Here is an 18,288-nt window from a genome sequence, read left to right as displayed (position 1 = left end):
CGATGGTGAGGAAAGTGGCGTTATTCCACGATGCTGGCACAGCGCTGTGACGGGGCCTCCCTAAAATAAGGGCTTTTACGGGAACTTCAACCCACAAACGAGAGAAGTTATTCATTGATTGTGCGGGTAAGGTCGCCCCTGGCGAGCGGTCGCGGCGCACCTGGCGCTTTCTGCTACCATGGCGTCCCTGTCACTTGCGGTATTCGTTCATGGCCTTTCGCCCTCTTCCAGCCAAGGTTCCCGCCGTTCTGCTGCGCGAAGCCAAACCGCTGAAAGCCATCTTCGGCCACGCCAAACGACTGGGTCACTTGCAGCGCCTGCTGGACAGCCAATTACAGCCTGCCGCTCGCGAGCATTGCCACGTGGCGTCCTGGCGCGAAGGCAGCCTGCTGCTGATCGTCACGGACGGTCACTGGGCCACGCGCCTGCGCTATCAGCAAAAGCGCCTGCTACGGCAACTGCAGGACTTCGAGGAGTTTACCGGCCTGACGCGGATTCTGTTCAAGGTACAACCGCCCACGGTACAGGTCGCCGTCAAGGGGCACACGCTGGATTTGTCCACCGATGCAGCCGCCACCATCCAGGCCACCGCGGATGGCATCACCGACCCCAACCTGCGGGCGGCGCTGGAGCGGTTGGCAGCGCATGGGCGGCCCAAGGATTGAATCTGAATATCTCTGTTGGATGATAGACCGCCTTCGCGAGCAAGCCCGCTCCCACAATGGATACGCGGCGGACACAAAATATGTGTTTAGCGCAAAACCACTGTGGGAGCGGGCTTGCTCGCGAAGGCAGCAACCCGGTCTTAACACTACCGGCGCTTTTTGCTCCCCAGCAACGACCCCATCAACCCGCGCACCAGTTGCCGTCCCAACTGATTGGCGGCCTGGCGCATCGCCGACTTCAATGCCTGGCCGGCCGCTGTACCGAGAAATTCCCCGGCCTTGTCAGTGAAGCTCGGTTCTTCAGCGGTCGCTGTGCTTTGTGCCTCTTCGGCTTGCGGCTCCAAGCCCTTGCGCCCCATCAGTACTTCATAAGCCGATTCGCGATCGATGGGTTTTTCATAGCGCCCCTGCAACGGCGAACCGGCAATCAACCCGGCACGTTCGGCTTCGGTCAACGGTCCGATCCGCGACTGAGGCGGCGCCACCAGCACTCGTTGGACCATCTCCGGCGTGCCCTTTTCCTGCAAGGTGCCCACCAGGGCTTCGCCAATACCCAGTTCGGTGAGCACCGCCAAGGCATCGAATTGCGGGTTGGGCCGGAAACCGTCCGCCACCGCCCGCAGGGATTTCTGCTCCTTGGTGGTGAAGGCCCGCAGCCCATGCTGGATTCGCAACCCCAACTGCGCCAGCACGTCGTCCGGCAAGTCTCCTGGCGACTGGGTCACGAAGTACACCCCCACGCCCTTGGAGCGAATCAGCCGCACGACTTGTTCCAGCCGCTCTTGCAACGCCTTGGGGGTATCGGCAAAGAGCAGATGGGCCTCATCGAAGAACAGCGCCAGCAGTGGTTTGTCCGCGTCGCCGCGCTCGGGCAATTGCTCGAACAACTCGGCCAGCAGCCAGAGCAGGAACGTTGCGTAGACTTTTGGTGCTTCATGAACCAGGCGGCTGGCATCCAGCAAATGGATGCGACCGCGGCCGTCGCTGGCCGGTTGCAGGATGTCCTCAAGCTGCAAGGCCGGCTCACCGAACAACGCATCCGCGCCTTGTTGCTCTAATGTGGCCAAGCGCCGCAGCAAAGCCTGGCTGGAGCCGGTGGTCATCAAAGCGGCGTCGTCCCCCAGCAGCTCGGGGTTGTCCCTGAGGTGATTGAGCAACGCCTTCAAGTCTTTGAGATCCAGCAGCAACAGACCTTCGCGGTCGGCGACCTTGAAGGCCGCGTACAACGCCGATTGCTGGCTGTCGGTGAGTTCCAACAGGCTGCCGAGCAACAGCGGGCCCATTTCACTCAGGGTGGTGCGCAGCGGATGACCGGATTTGCCATGGATATCCCACAAGGTCACCGGATAAGCCTGAGGTTTGTGGCCAAGCCAGGACATGCCGGCGATACGTTCGGCAACCTTGCCCTGGGGATTGCCGGCGGCACCGAGGCCGCACAGGTCACCCTTGATGTCTGCGGCGAATACCGCCACGCCGGCATCACTGAACGTCTCGGCCAGGCGTTGCAAGGTAACGGTCTTGCCGGTGCCGGTGGCACCGGCCACCAGACCATGACGGTTGGCCAGACGCATGGCCTGGGCGATGGGTTGGCCGGCAAGGTCGGCGCCAATAACAAGTTGCGATGAGTCAGGCATTTCGTCACCTGTGGTTAATCTATGGCCTTGCATGGCCGATATCTAAAGCGACAGACCCTACTGAAAACAAGGTCGGATAATTCCCTAAGGAGAGTAGGAAATATCAGCTTTTTTTCACTGTGAAGCCATTTTTTGCGCGCTTATATATAAGCACGCTTAGCGTATCAAGACCTTAGCGGACCCCCGAGCCATGAATAAAAACCTGCGCTTTAGCCATAAAATTCTAATAGCCGCCGCGCTCATCGTGATTGCAGCCTTCGCGTCCTTCACGACATACAACGATTACCTGCAACGCAACGCCATCCGTGACGACCTGGACAGCTACCTGCATGAAATGGGTGCTGTCACGGCAAATAACATCCAGACCTGGCTGACCGGCCGCATCCTGCTTATCGAGAATCTGGCCCAGAACATCGCCGTCACCCCCGACCAGACCAGCGTCACCCACCTGCTGGAGCAGAAAGCGCTGACCTCGACTTTTATGGCGTCCTACCTTGGCGATGCCCAGGGCAGTTTCATCATTCGCCCCGATGCGAAGATGCCTGACGGTTTCGATCCGCGCGTACGGCCCTGGTACAAAGGCGCACAAAGCAGCAGCACCTCGACCCTGACCGAACCCTACATCGACGCTGCCAGCGGCGGGCTGATCATTTCCATCGCCAGCGCCTCGAAAAACGCCACGCAAAATGTCGGTGTCGTCGGCGGCGACCTGAGCCTGCAGACCATTGTAGACAACCTCAAGACTGTGGATTTCGATGGCATGGGCTATGCCTACCTGATCAGCGCCGACGGCAAGATCCTGGTACACCCGGATAAAGCCCTGGTCATGAAGACCCTGGCCGAAGCCTACCCGACGAACACCCCGAAAATCAGCGACCAGATCAGCGAAGTCGCGGTCGATGGCCATACGCGCATCGTGACCTTCACGCCGATCAAAGGCCTGCCCTCGGTGAACTGGTATGTCGGCGTGTCGGTGGATAAAGACAAGGCCTACTCGATGCTCAGCGATTTCCGCACCTCGGCCGTCGTGGCTACGGTCATTGCCGTGGCGTTCATCATTGCGCTGCTGAGCATGTTGATCCGTTTGCTGATCCAGCCGTTGCATGTGATGACCCGCGCGATGGAAGACATTGCCGATGGCGACGGCGACCTGACCAAACGCCTGACGATCCAGAACCAGGACGAATTCGGCATTCTGGGCACGGCGTTCAACCGTTTCGTGGAGCGTATCCATAACTCGATCCGCGAAGTGTCCTCCGCCACCGAACACGTCAACGAAGTCGCCTTGCGGGTGGTGAGCGCGTCGAACTCCTCGATGGTTAATTCCGACGAACAGGCCAGCCGCACCAACAGTGTCGCTGCGGCCATCAACCAATTGGGCGCCGCTGCCCAGGAAATCGCCCGCAATGCAGCGCAAGCCTCCCATCAGGCCAGCGACGCCCGTGGCCTGGCCGAAGACGGCCAACACGTGGTGGATCGCAGCATTGCCGCGATGAATCGCTTGTCCGACTTGCTGAGTGCTTCAAGCAGCAACGTTGAATCGCTGAACAGCAAAACCGTGAACATTGGCCAGATCCTGGAAGTAATCACCAGTATTTCCCAGCAAACCAACCTGCTGGCCCTCAATGCCGCGATCGAGGCGGCCCGGGCCGGTGAGGCCGGGCGCGGGTTTGCCGTGGTGGCCGATGAAGTGCGCAACCTGGCCCACCGCACCCAGGAATCGGCGCAACAGGTGCAGACCATGATCGAGGAGTTGCAGGTCGGCGCCCGGGATTCGGTCACGACCATGAACGACAGCCAGCGCCACAGCCAGGAAAGCGTGGAAATCGCCAACCTGGCCGGCGAGCGCCTGAACAGCGTGACCCAACGCATCGGCGAAATCGACGGCATGAACCAGTCAGTGGCCACTGCCACCGAGGAGCAGACGGCCGTGGTGGAATCCATCAATGTCGACATCACCGAGATCAACACGCTGAACCAGGAAGGTGTGGAGAACCTGCAATCGACATTGCGCGCCTGTTCAGACCTTGAGCAGCAGGCGGCGCGGTTGAAGCAACTGGTGGGCAGTTTCCGCATCTGACGCCTTCGCGAGCAGGCTCGCTCCCACAGGGGTTTGTGCACAACACAGATCCACTGTGGGAGCGAGCCCGCTCGCGATGGGACCCTCTCAAATAACACACTGCTGACAGACATCCCGCCGCCCACAACCCCAACCGAACATCTATTCTTACTAAAGGTCAACAAAGGAGAATACAGACCGGAGGGATGTTCATCGTGCACATAGCGGACATAACCATGTTCTACGCCCCCGCCAGCGGCGGCGTGCGCACTTATCTGGATGCCAAGCACCGGCGCCTGAGTGATCGGCCCGGAATTCGCCACAGTCTGTTGATCCCCGGCGCACACCTGAGCGAGCACGACGGGATCTATAAGGTTCCGGCCCCCGCGTTGCCTTTCGGCAAGGGCTATCGTTTCCCGCTTCGCCTGGCGCCTTGGCGCAATGTCCTGCGTGATTTACAACCGGACCTGATTGAAGTCGGTGATCCCTACCTGACCGCTTGGGCTGCCCTGGACGCCCGGCGTCAGCTCGATGTGCCAGTGATCGGTTTCTATCACTCCGACCTGCCGCTGCTGGTCAGCAACCGCATGGGCAACTGGTTCACGCCCAACATCGAAGCCTATGTCAGCAAGTTGTACAGCAATTTCGACCGGGTCCTGGCTCCGAGCCAGGTCATGGCCGACAAGTTGATCGGGCTGGGGGTCAAGAATGTCTACGTGCAGCCGTTGGGCGTGGACCTGCAAACCTTCAACCCCGCCGCCCGCGACCCGGAACTGCGAGCCGAACTGGGAATCGCCGAAGACACGCGCCTGCTGATTTTCGCCGGTCGCGGCTCCAGGGAAAAAAACCTGCCGGTGCTGCTCAAGTGCATGAAACGCCTGGGTGAACGCTATCACCTGTTGCTGGTGGGCTCGTCCATGCCCGCGGTGGTGCCGGATAACGTTACGGTGGTCGATGAATTCTGTCCGGCGCCGCAAGTCGCCTCATGGCCAGCGCCGATGCCCTGGTGCATGCCGGAGACCAAGAGACCTTCGGTCTGGTGATTCTCGAAGCCATGGCCAGCGGTATCCCTGTGGTGTGGTGGCGGTGGCGGCCGGGGCCTTCACCGAAATCGTCCACGAAGACTGCGGCCTGCTGTGCACGCCCGACAATCCACAGGCCATGGCCAACGCCGTGCGGCAGTTGTTTGCCGAAGGCTGCCAGCGACGCGGTGTGCTGGCGCGCCAGCATGTGGAGCGTCACTACGCCTGGGATTCGGTGGTCAACAGCCTGCTGGGGCACTACCACAGCGTCCTGGGTGAACAACTGCCCTTGTTGGCCAATGGTTGAGGTGAAGTCCGTGTCGATGAATCACTCGCCCAGCCTGTTATTGGTGCTGCACGATGTGGCGCCGCAAACCTGGCCCGACTACCAGCCCTTCGTCGAAGCCGTCGATGCCCTCGGCCAGGTGCCAATGACCTGGCTGGTGGTGCCGGACTTTCACCACGCCAACGCGCTGGAGGATCACCCAGGTTTTCGGCGCCTGCTCGACGGTCGGGTCGAGCGCGGCGATGAACTGGTGCTGCACGGCTACTACCATTGCGACGACGGTCCGCCGGCGACTCACCCCAAGGACTGGTTCATGCGCCGGGTGTACACCCACGAAGGCGAGTTCTACAGCCTGTCCGAGGAGGCTGCCCTAGCCCGTCTGCGCGCGGGTGTCGAAACTTTCCAGCGTTACCAGTGGCCGCTGGAGGGGTTCGTCGCTCCAGCCTGGCTCATGAGCGAAGGCACGCGCCAGGCACTGCGCCAGTTGCCACTGAGTTACACCAGCGATCCCCAGCATCTCTATCGCTTGCCGGACTTCACGCCGATCGACGCCCCAGGGCTGGTATGGAGCGCCCGCAGCGCCTGGCGCCGTGGCCTTTCCAAAGTCATCAATGACCAACGTGAACAGCGCTGGCGCCAGGCGCCGGTCATTCGCCTCGGTCTGCATCCCGTCGACATGCGTCACGGATTTTCCCGGGATTATTGGTTGCGCACCCTCGAACGCCTGCTCGACGATGGCCGCGTACCGATGACCAAGGTCCAATGGCTGGCGACCCGGGGCCTGCCGGTCAGCGACGCCGCATGAAACGGCTGATCTGGCTGAGCGCCGCCTTGCTCATGGCGTTACTGGTGCCGTGGCTGATGGGTGGCGGGGAGATGTGGTCACGGGTGCAGCGCTTTCCCTTGTCACTGCTGCTGACCATGCTCGGCATGATCGTCCTTTGTTGGGGCCTGAACGCCATGCGCCTGCGCTTGCTGCTGGGCGAACACCGCGGGCGCATCGGCAGGTTCAAAAGCATTGGCGTCGTCATGTCCACCGAGTTTGCCATGTGCGCCACGCCCGGCGGCAGTGGCGGGCCGCTGACGCTGATGGCTTTGCTCGCGCGCAATGGCGTGCGTCCGGCCCATGGCAGCGCGGTGTTTGCCATGGATCAGTTGAGCGATCTGCTGTTTTTCCTCTGCGCCTTGGTCGGCATCCTGTTTTATGCCTTGTTCCAGAACCTCAGCCAGAGCATCGAATGGATGCTGGCATTGAGTGCCGTCTCATTGTTTGGCGGACTGTTCGGCTGCGTGCTCGTGGCCCGCTACCACCGCAAACTGATTCTGCTGGGCGCTCGGCTATTGCGACATTTGCGGGTAAAGACCGCCACCCGCCAACGCTGGGGACGCAAGATCCTGCACTTTCTGGCGGCGTTCACCGACACCCTGAAATTGCCCCGTCAGACCCTGTTTCAGGTCTTCGGCCTGACGTGCCTTCACTGGGTGCTGCGCTACAGCGTGTTGTATCTGGCGTTGAGCGGCCTGGGGGCGGATTTGCAGTGGGCCTGGAGTTTCCTGATCCAGATGCTGTCCTTGAGCGCGGGGCAGTTCAGCCTGCTGCCCGGCGGCGCCGGGGCGGCAGAGTTGACCTCGGCGGCGCTGCTGGCGCCCATGGTGGGCAAATCAACAGCCGCAGCGGCGATTCTGATCTGGCGAGCCGTGACTTATTACTTTTATCTGGTCGCCGGTGGACCAGTATTCTTTCTGATGGTCGGGCGACCGTTGATCAAGAAATTGATCAAGCTGCGGCAGGCATGACACCCATTCAGGAATCACCGCTTTCAGGCTTTATAGGCGCTGGTTCGTCCTCGGGGTGCGTTTGTTTCCACAGTTGCGCGGCGTCGGGAAAGTCCGTGCCATCCTCCGGGCTCAACGCTTCAGGATCGTAACGGCTCAGGCAGCCCTCACCCAGGGTTGCCGGGGCTCGGGAGGTGGCTTTGTCCAACGGATCGGTCATGGCGAACCTCATGAAAAAAAGGCCTGGCGATCACTCGTCCAGGCCCCTTGCGGTGGTAGTCAGAACACCACGGTCTTGTTGCCGTGCACCAGCACCCGATCTTCCAGGTGATAACGCAAGCCCCGCGCCAGTACCATTTTTTCCACGTCACGGCCGAAACGCACCATGTCTTCGATGCTGTCGCTGTGGCTGACGCGCACAACGTCCTGCTCGATGATCGGCCCCGCGTCCAGCTCTTCGGTCACGTAGTGGCAGGTGGCGCCAATCAGCTTCACGCCACGCATCGAGGCCTGGTGATACGGCTTGGCACCGACGAACGAGGGCAGGAAACTGTGGTGGATATTGATGACCTTGTGCGCGTATTCGCTGCACAGGGCTGGCGGCAGGATTTGCATGTAGCGGGCCAGCACCACCACCTCGGCATCGTGCTGCTTGACCAGCCGCGAAACTTCGGCAAATGCCGGTTGCTTGTCCTGTGGGTCGACCGGGACATGGTAATACGGGATACCGTGCCACTCCACCATGCTGCGCAAGGCGTCATGGTTGGAAATGACACAGGCAATGTCGCAATCGAGCTCATCGCTGTGCCAGCGGTGCAGCAAATCAGCCAGACAGTGAGACTCTTTGCTGGCCATCAGCACCACGCGTTTTTTCTGCGCGGTATCGGTGATTCGCCAGTCCATCGAAAACTCTTCGGCAATCGGTGCGAACGCCTCACGAAAGGCTTCGATGCCGAAGGGCAGCGAGTCGGCACGAATTTCGTGACGCATGAAAAACCAACCACTGTGAGTGTCCGAGTGATGGCTCGCTTCAGTGATCCAACCGTTATGGGACGCCAGAAAATTACTGACTTTAGCAACGATGCCGACGCGGTCCGGGCAAGCGATCACCAGCCGAAAAGTGCGCATTAGGGTAACTCCAGAACTTCACAAAGGCGGCCATTCTAGCCATTGCGCGGCAAAACTGCAGTATCGATGACACGCCGCGCACATTTGTCTGCCCGGCCGGCAATGGAGGCAGGCCTTTGGCAACACGCTATATTTGTGAGCAGAGGTGAAGACTGTGTTTCAGTATTTAACTGCAACGCCATTTTTGTGGGGCCGCACTAATTAATTAAATAAAACACCGGTTAAATGTTTACTTGATGAAACTGTCTGATTACTATTGCCTCACTGTCTCCTTGTCACCCGCGTCCTACATAAGGTAGTCCTCATGTCCTTGATCAATGAATACCGCAGCACCGAAGAAGCAATCAAAGAACTGCAAGAACGTCTGAAAGCCCTGTCCAAAGACGACAAGCTGCAGAAAGAACTGGAATTCGAAGGCAAACTGCGCACGCTGATGGGCGAATACCAAAAATCGCTGCGTGACATCATTGCTATGCTGGATCCAGAAGCCAAATCGGGCAAAGCAACCCGTGGCGCGGTAAAAACTACCGGCACCAAACGCGCTCGCAAAGTTAAGCAATACAAAAACCCGCACAACGGCGAAGTCATCGAAACCAAAGGTGGCAACCACAAGACCCTGAAAGAGTGGAAAGCCAAGTGGGGCGGTGACGTGGTTGAAGGTTGGGCAACCCTGCTGGGCTAAGCCTCACCGGTTCGCGTCGCTCCATGCGAACAAGAATAACGCCAGCGATTGCTGGCGTTTTTTTATGCCTGCCATTTACCCACTTCAATCATCACCACTCAAAGGCTTAAACGTTTGCGCAATTGCTGGCTGTAGCCCTGCCACTCTACGAGTACCTCGCGCTGCAATGGCGTAGAAAGGGCCATCCACTCCCCCATCGCCTCATCAAAACTTTGCAAGGTATTAGGCGCGCCCCATTCCGGGGAGGACAAACGTTGCTGACAGAAAAGTCTCCAGCGTTCCTGCTCTTCGGCGGTCAACGTGTCCGGGAAGTTTCGCGCGCGATATCGGAACAATAATTGCGGCAAACGCTCATCATCAAAAGGCCAGCGCTCTTGCGTCAATTGAGCTGGATCAGCCATGCGCACTTGTTCACACAATCGACGATCGCGGTCGCCGATGAAGCCCGCGTATAACTGTTGCTCGGGATCCTCACTGGCCGTGAAATCCTCGCCACCATAAATAGCCTGAAGTTTGTCCTGCCAAACTTGCTGTGCGTCAGTTAGCCGCAGCGCACGCGCCTGGTAAAGGTCCATGTCCAGTTGCAGCCGCTGCTGGTCCTCGGCACGCAGCACCGACAGCGGCGCAACCACCGGGCACTTGTTGATATGAATGAGCTTGAGAGGCACCGGCAACTCACCTTCGAGCAGTTCTTCACGGCGGGTATACAAACGTTGACGCAGGGTTTCAGCATCGTGGTCCAGCAAACCCAGCGGGTCCAGGTGCAAGTCACAGACGATCAGGGCATTGCGATTTTTCGGGTGCCAGGCCAATGGCAAAACTACACCGATATAGTTTCGCGCAGCCGAGAAACGCCCGGAAATATGCACCAACGGCTGCAACAGGCGGATCTGATCCAGGACTTTCTGTTTGCTGCGTAACTGGAACAGCCAGTCGTAAAGCCTGGGTTGCTTCTGGCGGATCAGACGGGCCAGGGCGATCGTCGCACGCACGTCCGACAACGCATCGTGAGCCTGGCCGTGGTCGATACCATTGGCGGCGGTCAGGCGCTCGAGCTTGAGCGTGACGCGCCCCTCCTCTTGCGGCCAGACAATGCCTTCGGGGCGCAACGCATAGGCGGCGCGCACCAGGTCGATCAGGTCCCAGCGGCTGTTGCCGCCCTGCCACTCCCGAGCGTACGGGTCGAAAAAATTCCGGTAGAGGCTGTAGCGAGTCATTTCATCGTCGAAACGCAGGGTGTTGTAGCCGGCGCCACAGGTGCCGGGCGCGGCCAGTTGCCCGTGGATACGGGTCATGAAATCGGCCTCACTCAAGCCTTTGTCGGCCAGGCATTGCGGGGTAATGCCGGTGATCGCACAAGCCGCCGGATGCGGCAGGATGTCATCGCTGGGCCGGCAATACAGATTCACCGGCGCATCGATTTCATTGAGTTCGAAATCGGTACGGATCCCCGCCACCTGCAAGGGCCGGTCGCAACGCGGGTTGATGCCGGTGGTTTCGTAGTCGTACCAGAAGATGGAAGTCACGGGTTGTTCCTGGGCTGAAGACTGACGAAGTCTAGGCCTTCGAGCCCACCCGCGGCCAGCGCTGCATAACTTTTGAAATCCAAATGGGAGCTAAGACAGACACCAGCTCCGTGAACACTGAACCCCTGTGGGAGCCTGCTCGCGATAGCGGTGGGTCAGTCTTGATCAATGTTGAATGTGCCACTGCCATCGCGAGCAGGCTCGCTCCCACAGGGGGATGTGTGGCGGGTACAAATTCGTGAACACCATCAATCAAAACTGTGGGAGCGAGCCTGCTCGCGATAACGGTCTGCCTGAAACGGCGATGTTGGATGTGCCGCCGCCATCGCGAGCAGGCTCGCTCCCACAGGGGGATGTGTGACGGGTACAAATTCGTGAACACCATCAATCAAAACTGTGGGAGCCTGCTCGCGATAGCGGTCTGCCTGAAACGGCGATGTTGGATGTACCGCCGTCATCGCGAGCAGACTCGCTCCCACAGGGGTTCTACTTTGTGTTCGGGGCCTGAATCCTGTTGCAAGCCATGAAATGACATACATAGTTATGTCGTTTGCCCGCACGAAGACTGCTAGCATCGGGGCCGAGACTGAACGTTCGCACCGGCCCATCACTCAGGTTGCCCATGCTCGAGAGACCAGCACTGCAAAGGAACGCGACGCTGCCCCCGCCACTGGATACGCGGTATCAGGTTGAAACGCCCGAAGGCATCGACCTGCCACTGCGCCCGGCGGGGTTGATGCCTCGTGCGCTGGCCTTTGCCATCGACCTGGGCATACGCGGGCTGATCCTGGGGCTGGTGTTCTTCATCCTGGCGTTTTTTGGTGAGCTGGGCATTGGCCTGGGCTCCATCCTGTTGTTCGTCGTCAGCTGGTGGTACATGGTGCTGTTCGAGGTGCTGAACCAGGGACGCTCCCCTGGCAAACAGATCATGGGGTTGCGAGTGGTGCAGGACGACGGCAGACCCATCGGCTGGTCCGCTTCATTGATCCGCAACCTGCTGCGTTTTGTCGACATGCTGCCCTTTGGCTACACCTTCGGCGCAATCAGTTGCCTGCAACATCCTGCCTTCAAACGCCTGGGAGACCTGGCCGCCGGCACCCTGGTGGTGTATCGCGAGCGACCGGTCAAGCGTCCTGCGCTACCCCTGGCGCAGCCGATACGGCCAACTTTTGCCCTGAGCCTGAACGAACAACGCGCCGTGCTGGGTTTCGCTGAACGCCAGGCTGAACTGTCCGAAGCGCGGGTCAACGAACTGGCGACCATCCTGGCCGCGCCACTGAACGTCCAGGCCCCCAAAGCCGTGGCCGAACTCAATGGCATCGCCCGTGGCCTGCTGGGGCCAACATGAAACAAAGCCTGTTCGAAAACCGCCACCAAGGGGAATGGGAGCGCCTGTCCCGGCAACTCGATCAACTGGAGCGCAGCCGCAACGTGCCCCAAAGCAGCGACTTTCCTGCCGCCTACCGCAGGCTTTGTCATCATCTGGCGCTGGCCCAGGCAAGGGGTTACAGCAGCCTGCCGGCCGACACACTGCAACAGTTGGCACTGCGCGGCCACCAGCAACTCTATCGGGACCGCAGCCGGCCATCGACCAGCCTTTCGGCTTTCATCCTGGCCGGTTTTCCCCGACTCGTGCGGGAACAATGGCGTTTCGTACTGGCCGCCGGGGTGATGTTCATGGGCAGCCTGATCGGCATCGGGCTGCTGGTCTATCTGTTTCCGGAGCTGGTCTACAGCCTGTTGAGCGCCGAGGAAGTCAGCCAGATACGTGGCATGTACGACCCGGCCGCCGGGCACCTGGGGCGTTCGATCGAGCGGGCCGCCAGCGAGGACTGGGTCATGTTCGGCTACTACATCATGCACAACATCGGCATCGCCTTTCAGACGTTCGCCAGTGGCTTGATGTTTGGCCTGGGCAGTGCGTTCTTCCTGTTTTTCAACGGCCTGACCATTGGCGCGGTGGCCGGGCACCTGACCCAGATCGGTTCGGGTGGGACGTTCTGGTCGTTCGTGATTGGCCATGGCGCCTTCGAACTCACCGCCATCACGTTGGCCGGTGCCGCCGGCCTGCAACTGGGCTGGGCGTTGATCGCGCCGGGGCGCCTCACCCGAGGCGAGGCCTTGCGGATCGCCGCCGGCAAAAGCGTGCTGATGGTCGGCGGCGTGATGCTGTTGCTGCTGATTGCCGCGTTCATCGAAGCGTACTGGTCCTCCAGCACCGTGACAGCCGCCACCAAATACACGGTCGGCGCCTTGTTGTGGCTTTTGGTGATCAGTTACCTGGCGTTTGCCGGACGAGCCCGCCATGCGCCTGAGTGATGCCACCGTCGTCATCCGCCCGCGCACCACCTGGGAAGCCATGGACCTGGGCGTGCTGATGAGCCAGCAGCATCGACGTTTGCTCATGACCAGTTGGGCCGTTGTCACCTTGCCGGTGTTTGCGCTGTTGTCCCTGCTGCTGTGGGATTCGCCATCCCTGGCGATGTTCCTGTTCTGGTGGTTGAAACCGGCCTTTGACCGTTTGCCCCTGTACATCCTCTCCAAGGCGCTGTTTGGCGAAACACCGACATTGAAACAGGCCTTGCGCCAGTGGCCCACGTTGCTCAAGCCCCAGTTGCTGGCGAGTCTGACCTGGCGACGGCTGAGCCTGAGTCGCAGCTTCCTGATGCCCGTGGTGCAACTCGAAGGACTCGACGGCGAGGCGCGCGAACAGCGCTTGCGGGTGCTGCTGCAACGCAACCGTGGTGCAGCGCAATGGCTGACCGTGATCGGTGTCCACCTGGAAATCGCCTTGTGGTTCGGCCTCATGGCCCTGTTCTACCTGCTCGTGCCGCAGCAGGTCGAACTGCAATGGAACTGGCAGACGCTGATCGCCGTCGCCGAGCACGACTGGTTGTGGCTCGAACACCTGATCAACCTGCTGTATCCCCTGCTGCTGATCGTCTGGGAGCCGGTGTATGTCGCCTGCGGCTTCAGCCTCTACCTGAACCGGCGCACCCTACTCGAGGCCTGGGACATCGAACTGGTATTCCGGCGCCTGCGCCAACGCCTGAGCAGCACGGTCCCCGCGCTGATGTTGCTGGCACTGCTGCTGGTGCCGCTGGCACCGCCGGCCTGGGCCGCCAAAGACAGCACCGCCCCCGACAGCCCGCGGCTGCTCAACCAACCCCTTACCAGCGAGGCCTCCAGGGACAGCATCAAGGCGATCCTCCAGGCCCCGCCGTTCAAGAACCCGGAAACGCTCACCCGCTATCGCCTGGGTGAAGAAACCGCCGAATCGCCCGAGACCGACGAAGCGCCGGGCTGGCTCAAGGCATGGTTCAAATGGATGAGCGGCCAACGCTTCGACATCGCCGCCGCGCTGATCCAGATCGTACTGTGGGCCTGCCTGGTGGCGGCGATTGCCTGGCTGGCCTGGCGCTACCGGGAAAGGCTCAGGGCCTTGGTGAATCTGCGACCGACAAAACGCCCCCCCGTGGCACGACCGGTACCGGCACAGATGTTCGGCCTGGATATCCGCGAAGAGAGCTTGCCGGACGACGTGGCCACCAGCGTTGAACAGCTATGGGCCGCGGACCCTCGCCAGGCCTTGGGCCTGCTGTATCGGGCGCTGCTCAGCCGCTTGCACCATGACTTTGCGATGCCCTTGAAACCAGCCGACACCGAAGGTCAGGTGCTGCAACGCATCGAACAGCTGGAGCATGAACGCCTGCTGACGTTCAGCCAACACCTGACCCAGCACTGGCAAAACATTGCGTACGGCCATCGCCCACCGCCGACACACCTGCAACAGCAACTGTGCGACGACTGGCGCGGATTGTTCGGGCCGCAGGTGTCTCGATGAATCGCCGCGCGGGGCTGTTGATCGGCGCAGGGGTGGCCGCACTGCTGTGCGCCTTGGGCCTCTATCTGTTTCTGAAGGCGGTGCCCTATCAGGAAACCATCGACCACGGCCCCTCCCCCGAGGCCCAGGCCAATCCCTACCTGGCCGCCGAACATTTCCTGCGCCGGCAGGGCATAAACGTTGAGCACGCCAATAACCTGGATGTCCTGCCCAGTCTTGAGCCTGATCAGCGCAGCCTGCTGTTGCTGGGTGAGCGCACCCATATGACCCCGTGGGAAGTCGATCAGTTGATGAACTGGGCCCAGGCCGGTGGACGATTGCTGTTTGTCGCCGAGGCCTTATGGGACAACAGTACCGCCAGCAGCGGCGACTTATTGCTGGACCGTGTGCGCCTGCGCCAATTCCTGAGCAAGGATCTCAAGGCGCCGGAGCCCGAACTCATCAAGGATAGCTACCCCAAGCTGACCAAGTTGTACCTGGAGGACGAGGAAGCGCCTGCGTATGTCGGTTTCGACACCGACTTCCACCTCGAAGACCCGCAGAACCTCGCCCAGGCCTGGGCCAACAGCGCGTTGGCGACCCACATGATGCAGCTCAACCACGGCCTGGGCTCGATCACCGTGCTCACCGACGCCGAGCTGTGGAAGAACGACCATATCGACCAATACGACAACGCCTGGCTGCTCTGGTATTTGAGCGCCGACACCCAGGTGACGCTGCTGTACGACATCGATCACGACAACCTGCTGGCGCTGTTGCTGCGTTATTTCCCCCAGGCCTCGGTGGCGCTGCTGGCCTTGATCGCCCTCTGGCTCTGGCGTTCGGCGATGCGTCAGGGCCCGCTGCAACAACCGGCCGCCAAAGCGCGGCGCCAGTTGGAGGAACACCTGCAGGCCAGCGCCGCTTTTCATCTACGGCACAATGGCCGGCAGCATCTGCTGCACAGCTTGCAACAGGACGTGCTGCGCCGGGCACGCCATCTTCATCCCGGTTTCGAACAACAGGCCGTGGCCGAACAATGGCAAGTGCTCGCCCGCCTGACCCGCCAACCTACGCGGGCCATCAGCCAGGCCTTCAGCCCCCGGCCGCAACAGCGCATGTCCAGCGCTGAGTTCTGCCGCCAGGTCGCCCATCTGCAAACCCTCAGGAATGCCTTATGACTGAACAGAACGAACCTGCCGGTGGCCAGACCCACGCCGCCCAACAGCGCCAGCGCGCCAGCCAACTGGCCCAGGCCATCCGCACCGAGCTGCACAAGGCGGTGGTCGGCCAGGCCGCAGTGATCGACGATGTGCTCACGGCCCTGATCGCCGGCGGCCACGTCTTGCTCGAAGGGGTTCCGGGGTTGGGCAAGACGCTGCTGGTGCGCGCCCTGGCCCGCTGTTTCGGCGGCGAATTCGCGCGCATCCAGTTCACCCCCGACCTGATGCCCAGCGACGTCACCGGGCACGCGGTGTACGACTTGCAGACCGAGCAGTTCAAGCTGCGCAAGGGGCCGGTGTTTACCAACCTGCTGCTGGCCGACGAAATCAACCGCGCCCCGGCCAAGACCCAGGCCGCGCTGCTCGAAGCCATGCAGGAACGCCAGGTCACCCTCGAAGGCCGCGCCTTGCCCATCGCCCAGCCGTTCATGGTGCTCGCCACCCAGAACCCGATCGAACAGGAAGGCACCTACCCACTGCCGGAAGCCGAGCTCGATCGCTTCATGCTCAAAGTGCGCATGGACTACCCCGACGCCGACCAGGAATTGAACATGGTCCGTCAGGTCAGCCGTTCGACCCGGGCCGACATGCTCGATGTGCAACCATTGCGCACGGTGTTGCAGGCCAAGGACGTGCAAGCGCTGCAACGCATCGCCAGTGACCTGCCGATGGACGATCAGGTGCTCGACTACGCCGTGCGCCTGGCCCGCACCACCCGCAGTTGGCCGGGCCTGACCCTGGGCGCCGGGCCGCGTGCCTCGATTGCCCTGGTGCGTTGCGCCCGGGCCCGGGCATTGTTGCGCGGCGGCGAGTTCGTGGTGCCGGATGACATCAAGGGCTGCGCCCTGGCCGTGCTGCGCCACCGGGTGCGGCTGGCGCCGGAGCTGGACATCGAAGGGCTTTCGGTGGATCAGGTGCTGGAGCAACTGCTCGATCAAGTGCCGGCGCCGCGGTTGTGAGGTACACCCGCATGGCGAGAGTACTTATGTGGGAGCAAAGCTTGCTCGCGATGGAAGCGATGCGGTCTTTCAGAAACCGAGTCGCCTGTATCGCGAGCAAGCTTTGCTCCCACATAAATCCCCTCGCCACAAAAACTCGCGCCGCATTTCTCCCAAAGGAGATGCGTCAATGAAACCCTCGCGCCTGCTGCTGACCTGGCTTGCCATTCTGCTGGCCGTCGGCATCGTGCTGGGCGCGTTGCGGGCGCTGGGCGTTGCGGTTCCATCGATGTTGCTGTCGATCCACTGGGGGCTGCTGCTGGCCCTGCTGGCCCTGGCGATACTCGACGCCGTGCGCCTCAAGCGCTTGCCCTCGCCCCGGGTGCAACGGCAGATGCCCGGCAGCCTGGCATTGAGTCGCTGGAGCGAAGTGCGGCTACAGATCAGCCATGACTTTGCGCAGCCGCTGAACATTGAGGTTTTCGATCATGTTCCCGACGGCCTGGACTTCGAAAATCTCCCCTTGTCGGTCGAGCTGCAACCCGGTCAACACAGCCAGACTGGCTACCGCCTGCGCCCGCTCAAGCGCGGTCACTTCAGCTTTGAACACTGCGAAATCAGCCTGCCCAGCCCACTGGGTCTGTGGGTCGGCAAACGACTGCTGGACGCAGTCGACCACACCCGCGTCTACCCGGACTTCGCCAGGCTCTACGACGGCCAACTGCTGGCGGTGGACAACTGGCTCAGCCAACTGGGTATCCGCCAGCGCCAACGACGGGGCCAGGGGCAGGAGTTTCATCAACTGCGCGAATTTCGCGAAGGCGACAGCCTGCGTCAGATCGACTGGAAAGCCACCGCTCGCCATCGCACACCGATTGCCCGGGAATACGAAGACGAGCGCGACCAGCAGATCATCTTCCTGCTCGACTGCGGCCGACGCATGCGCAGCCAGGACGGCGAGCTGGCGCACTTCGACCACGCCCTCAATGCTTGCCTGTTGCTCAGCTACACCGCGCTACGCCAAGGCGACGCCGTGGGCCTGAGCACCTTCGCCAGCGAACTGCCGCGCTACCTGGCACCGGTCAAAGGCACCGGTCAACTGAACGTGTTGCTCAACACCGTCTACGACCTCGACAGCAGCCAGCGCCCGGCCGACTACCAGGCCGCCGTCACCCAACTGCTGACCCGGCAAAAACGCCGGGCCCTGGTGGTGCTGGTGACCAACCTTCGCGATGAAGACGATGAAGAGCTGCTGGTCGCCATCAAACGCCTGGGCCAACAGCACCGGGTTTTGGTGGCGAGCCTGCGGGAAGAGGCACTCGACCGCATACGCCAGACACCGGTGCAAACCCTGCCCGAAGCCCTGAGCTATTGCGCAACAGTGGATTACTTGAACGCCCGGGCCGAACTGCATGAGCGCTTGAGCGCCCATGGGGTGGCGGTACTGCAAGCCCGGCCCCGGGAGTTGGGGGCCGAGTTGGTGACGTTGTATTTGGGATGGAAGAAGGCGGGGGATTTATAGCCGA

General features: G+C 61.2%; 15 protein-coding genes and 2 pseudogenes. 13 read left to right on the top strand and 4 right to left on the bottom strand.

Annotation, left to right across the window (positions count from 1 at the left end; genetic code table 11):
- Positions 1-209: 209 nt before the first annotated feature.
- A complete protein-coding gene (locus PSH57_RS05840) occupies positions 210-665 on the top strand; it encodes a DUF721 domain-containing protein (protein WP_256231360.1) in 456 nt (151 codons plus the stop codon).
- A gap of 146 nt (positions 666-811) precedes the next feature.
- Here PSH57_RS05840 and PSH57_RS05835 read toward each other — a convergent pair whose 3' ends face one another.
- Positions 812-2,299 carry a helicase HerA-like domain-containing protein gene (locus tag PSH57_RS05835; protein WP_305388393.1) on the bottom strand — a complete coding sequence of 496 codons (1,488 nt, stop codon included), beginning with the start codon at positions 2,297-2,299 and terminating at the stop codon, positions 812-814.
- A gap of 190 nt (positions 2,300-2,489) precedes the next feature.
- On the opposite strand from PSH57_RS05835, the pseudogene PSH57_RS29240 reads away from it, so the two are divergent.
- From PSH57_RS29240 to PSH57_RS05815, 5 genes and pseudogenes are all read left to right on the top strand, one after another.
- Positions 2,490-3,473, top strand: a pseudogene (locus tag PSH57_RS29240) (HAMP domain-containing protein); the annotation flags it as partial.
- A gap of 141 nt (positions 3,474-3,614) precedes the next feature.
- Positions 3,615-4,379, top strand: coding sequence for a methyl-accepting chemotaxis protein (locus PSH57_RS29235; protein WP_422766090.1), 765 nt, complete (start codon positions 3,615-3,617; stop codon positions 4,377-4,379).
- A gap of 185 nt (positions 4,380-4,564) precedes the next feature.
- Positions 4,565-5,687, top strand: a pseudogene (locus tag PSH57_RS05825) (glycosyltransferase family 4 protein).
- 16 nt (positions 5,688-5,703) lie between these two features.
- The gene (locus PSH57_RS05820) at positions 5,704-6,471 is read left to right on the top strand and encodes an N-acetylglucosaminyl phosphatidylglycerol deacetylase (protein WP_305390301.1); all 768 of its coding nucleotides are present in this window, start codon (positions 5,704-5,706) and stop codon (positions 6,469-6,471) included.
- Entirely contained in the window at positions 6,468-7,463 is a 996-nt protein-coding gene (locus PSH57_RS05815; protein ID WP_305388384.1) for a glucosaminyl phosphatidylglycerol flippase, read from the top strand. Before PSH57_RS05820 ends, PSH57_RS05815 begins: the two co-directional genes overlap by 4 nt.
- A 7-nt stretch (positions 7,464-7,470) precedes the next feature.
- Here PSH57_RS05815 and PSH57_RS05810 read toward each other — a convergent pair whose 3' ends face one another.
- Entirely contained in the window at positions 7,471-7,662 is a 192-nt protein-coding gene (locus tag PSH57_RS05810) for a hypothetical protein (RefSeq protein ID WP_305388383.1), read from the bottom strand.
- 59 nt (positions 7,663-7,721) lie between these two features.
- Positions 7,722-8,570 carry a formyltetrahydrofolate deformylase gene (purU, locus tag PSH57_RS05805; protein WP_256231366.1) on the bottom strand — a complete coding sequence of 283 codons (849 nt, stop codon included), beginning with the start codon at positions 8,568-8,570 and terminating at the stop codon, positions 7,722-7,724.
- 304 nt (positions 8,571-8,874) lie between these two features.
- Between purU and mvaT the strand changes: the two genes are divergently transcribed.
- Positions 8,875-9,252: a histone-like nucleoid-structuring protein MvaT gene (gene mvaT / locus PSH57_RS05800; protein WP_305388381.1), complete on the top strand. Its 378-nt coding sequence runs from the start codon at positions 8,875-8,877 to the stop codon at positions 9,250-9,252.
- A 98-nt stretch (positions 9,253-9,350) separates the two neighbouring features.
- Here mvaT and sbcB read toward each other — a convergent pair whose 3' ends face one another.
- On the bottom strand, positions 9,351-10,778 hold the full coding sequence (gene sbcB / locus PSH57_RS05795) for an exodeoxyribonuclease I (protein WP_305388380.1): 1,428 nt from the start codon (positions 10,776-10,778) through the stop codon (positions 9,351-9,353).
- A gap of 622 nt (positions 10,779-11,400) precedes the next feature.
- Here sbcB and PSH57_RS05790 point away from each other — a divergent pair.
- From PSH57_RS05790 to PSH57_RS05765, 6 genes are all read left to right on the top strand, one after another.
- A complete protein-coding gene (locus PSH57_RS05790) occupies positions 11,401-12,126 on the top strand; it encodes an RDD family protein (protein WP_305388378.1) in 726 nt (241 codons plus the stop codon).
- The gene (locus PSH57_RS05785; protein ID WP_305444851.1) at positions 12,123-13,097 is read left to right on the top strand and encodes a stage II sporulation protein M; all 975 of its coding nucleotides are present in this window, start codon (positions 12,123-12,125) and stop codon (positions 13,095-13,097) included. The genes PSH57_RS05790 and PSH57_RS05785 overlap by 4 nt, the downstream gene beginning before the upstream one ends.
- On the top strand, positions 13,084-14,622 hold the full coding sequence (locus PSH57_RS05780; protein WP_305388374.1) for a DUF4129 domain-containing protein: 1,539 nt from the start codon (positions 13,084-13,086) through the stop codon (positions 14,620-14,622). The genes PSH57_RS05785 and PSH57_RS05780 overlap by 14 nt, the downstream gene beginning before the upstream one ends.
- Positions 14,619-15,782 carry a DUF4350 domain-containing protein gene (locus PSH57_RS05775; protein ID WP_305388373.1) on the top strand — a complete coding sequence of 388 codons (1,164 nt, stop codon included), beginning with the start codon at positions 14,619-14,621 and terminating at the stop codon, positions 15,780-15,782. The genes PSH57_RS05780 and PSH57_RS05775 overlap by 4 nt, the downstream gene beginning before the upstream one ends.
- On the top strand, positions 15,779-16,783 hold the full coding sequence (locus tag PSH57_RS05770) for an AAA family ATPase (RefSeq protein ID WP_305388371.1): 1,005 nt from the start codon (positions 15,779-15,781) through the stop codon (positions 16,781-16,783). The genes PSH57_RS05775 and PSH57_RS05770 overlap by 4 nt, the downstream gene beginning before the upstream one ends.
- Positions 16,784-16,952: 169 nt before the next feature.
- Positions 16,953-18,284: a DUF58 domain-containing protein gene (locus tag PSH57_RS05765; protein WP_305388369.1), complete on the top strand. Its 1,332-nt coding sequence runs from the start codon at positions 16,953-16,955 to the stop codon at positions 18,282-18,284.
- The last annotated feature ends 4 nt before the right edge of the window (positions 18,285-18,288 follow it).

The sequence above is a fragment of the Pseudomonas hefeiensis genome, assembly GCF_030687835.1.
In the GTDB taxonomy this organism is placed as follows: domain Bacteria; phylum Pseudomonadota; class Gammaproteobacteria; order Pseudomonadales; family Pseudomonadaceae; genus Aquipseudomonas; species Aquipseudomonas hefeiensis.
Note: the sequence above shows the minus strand (reverse complement) of the source record. Positions and strands in the feature narration are given on the sequence as shown.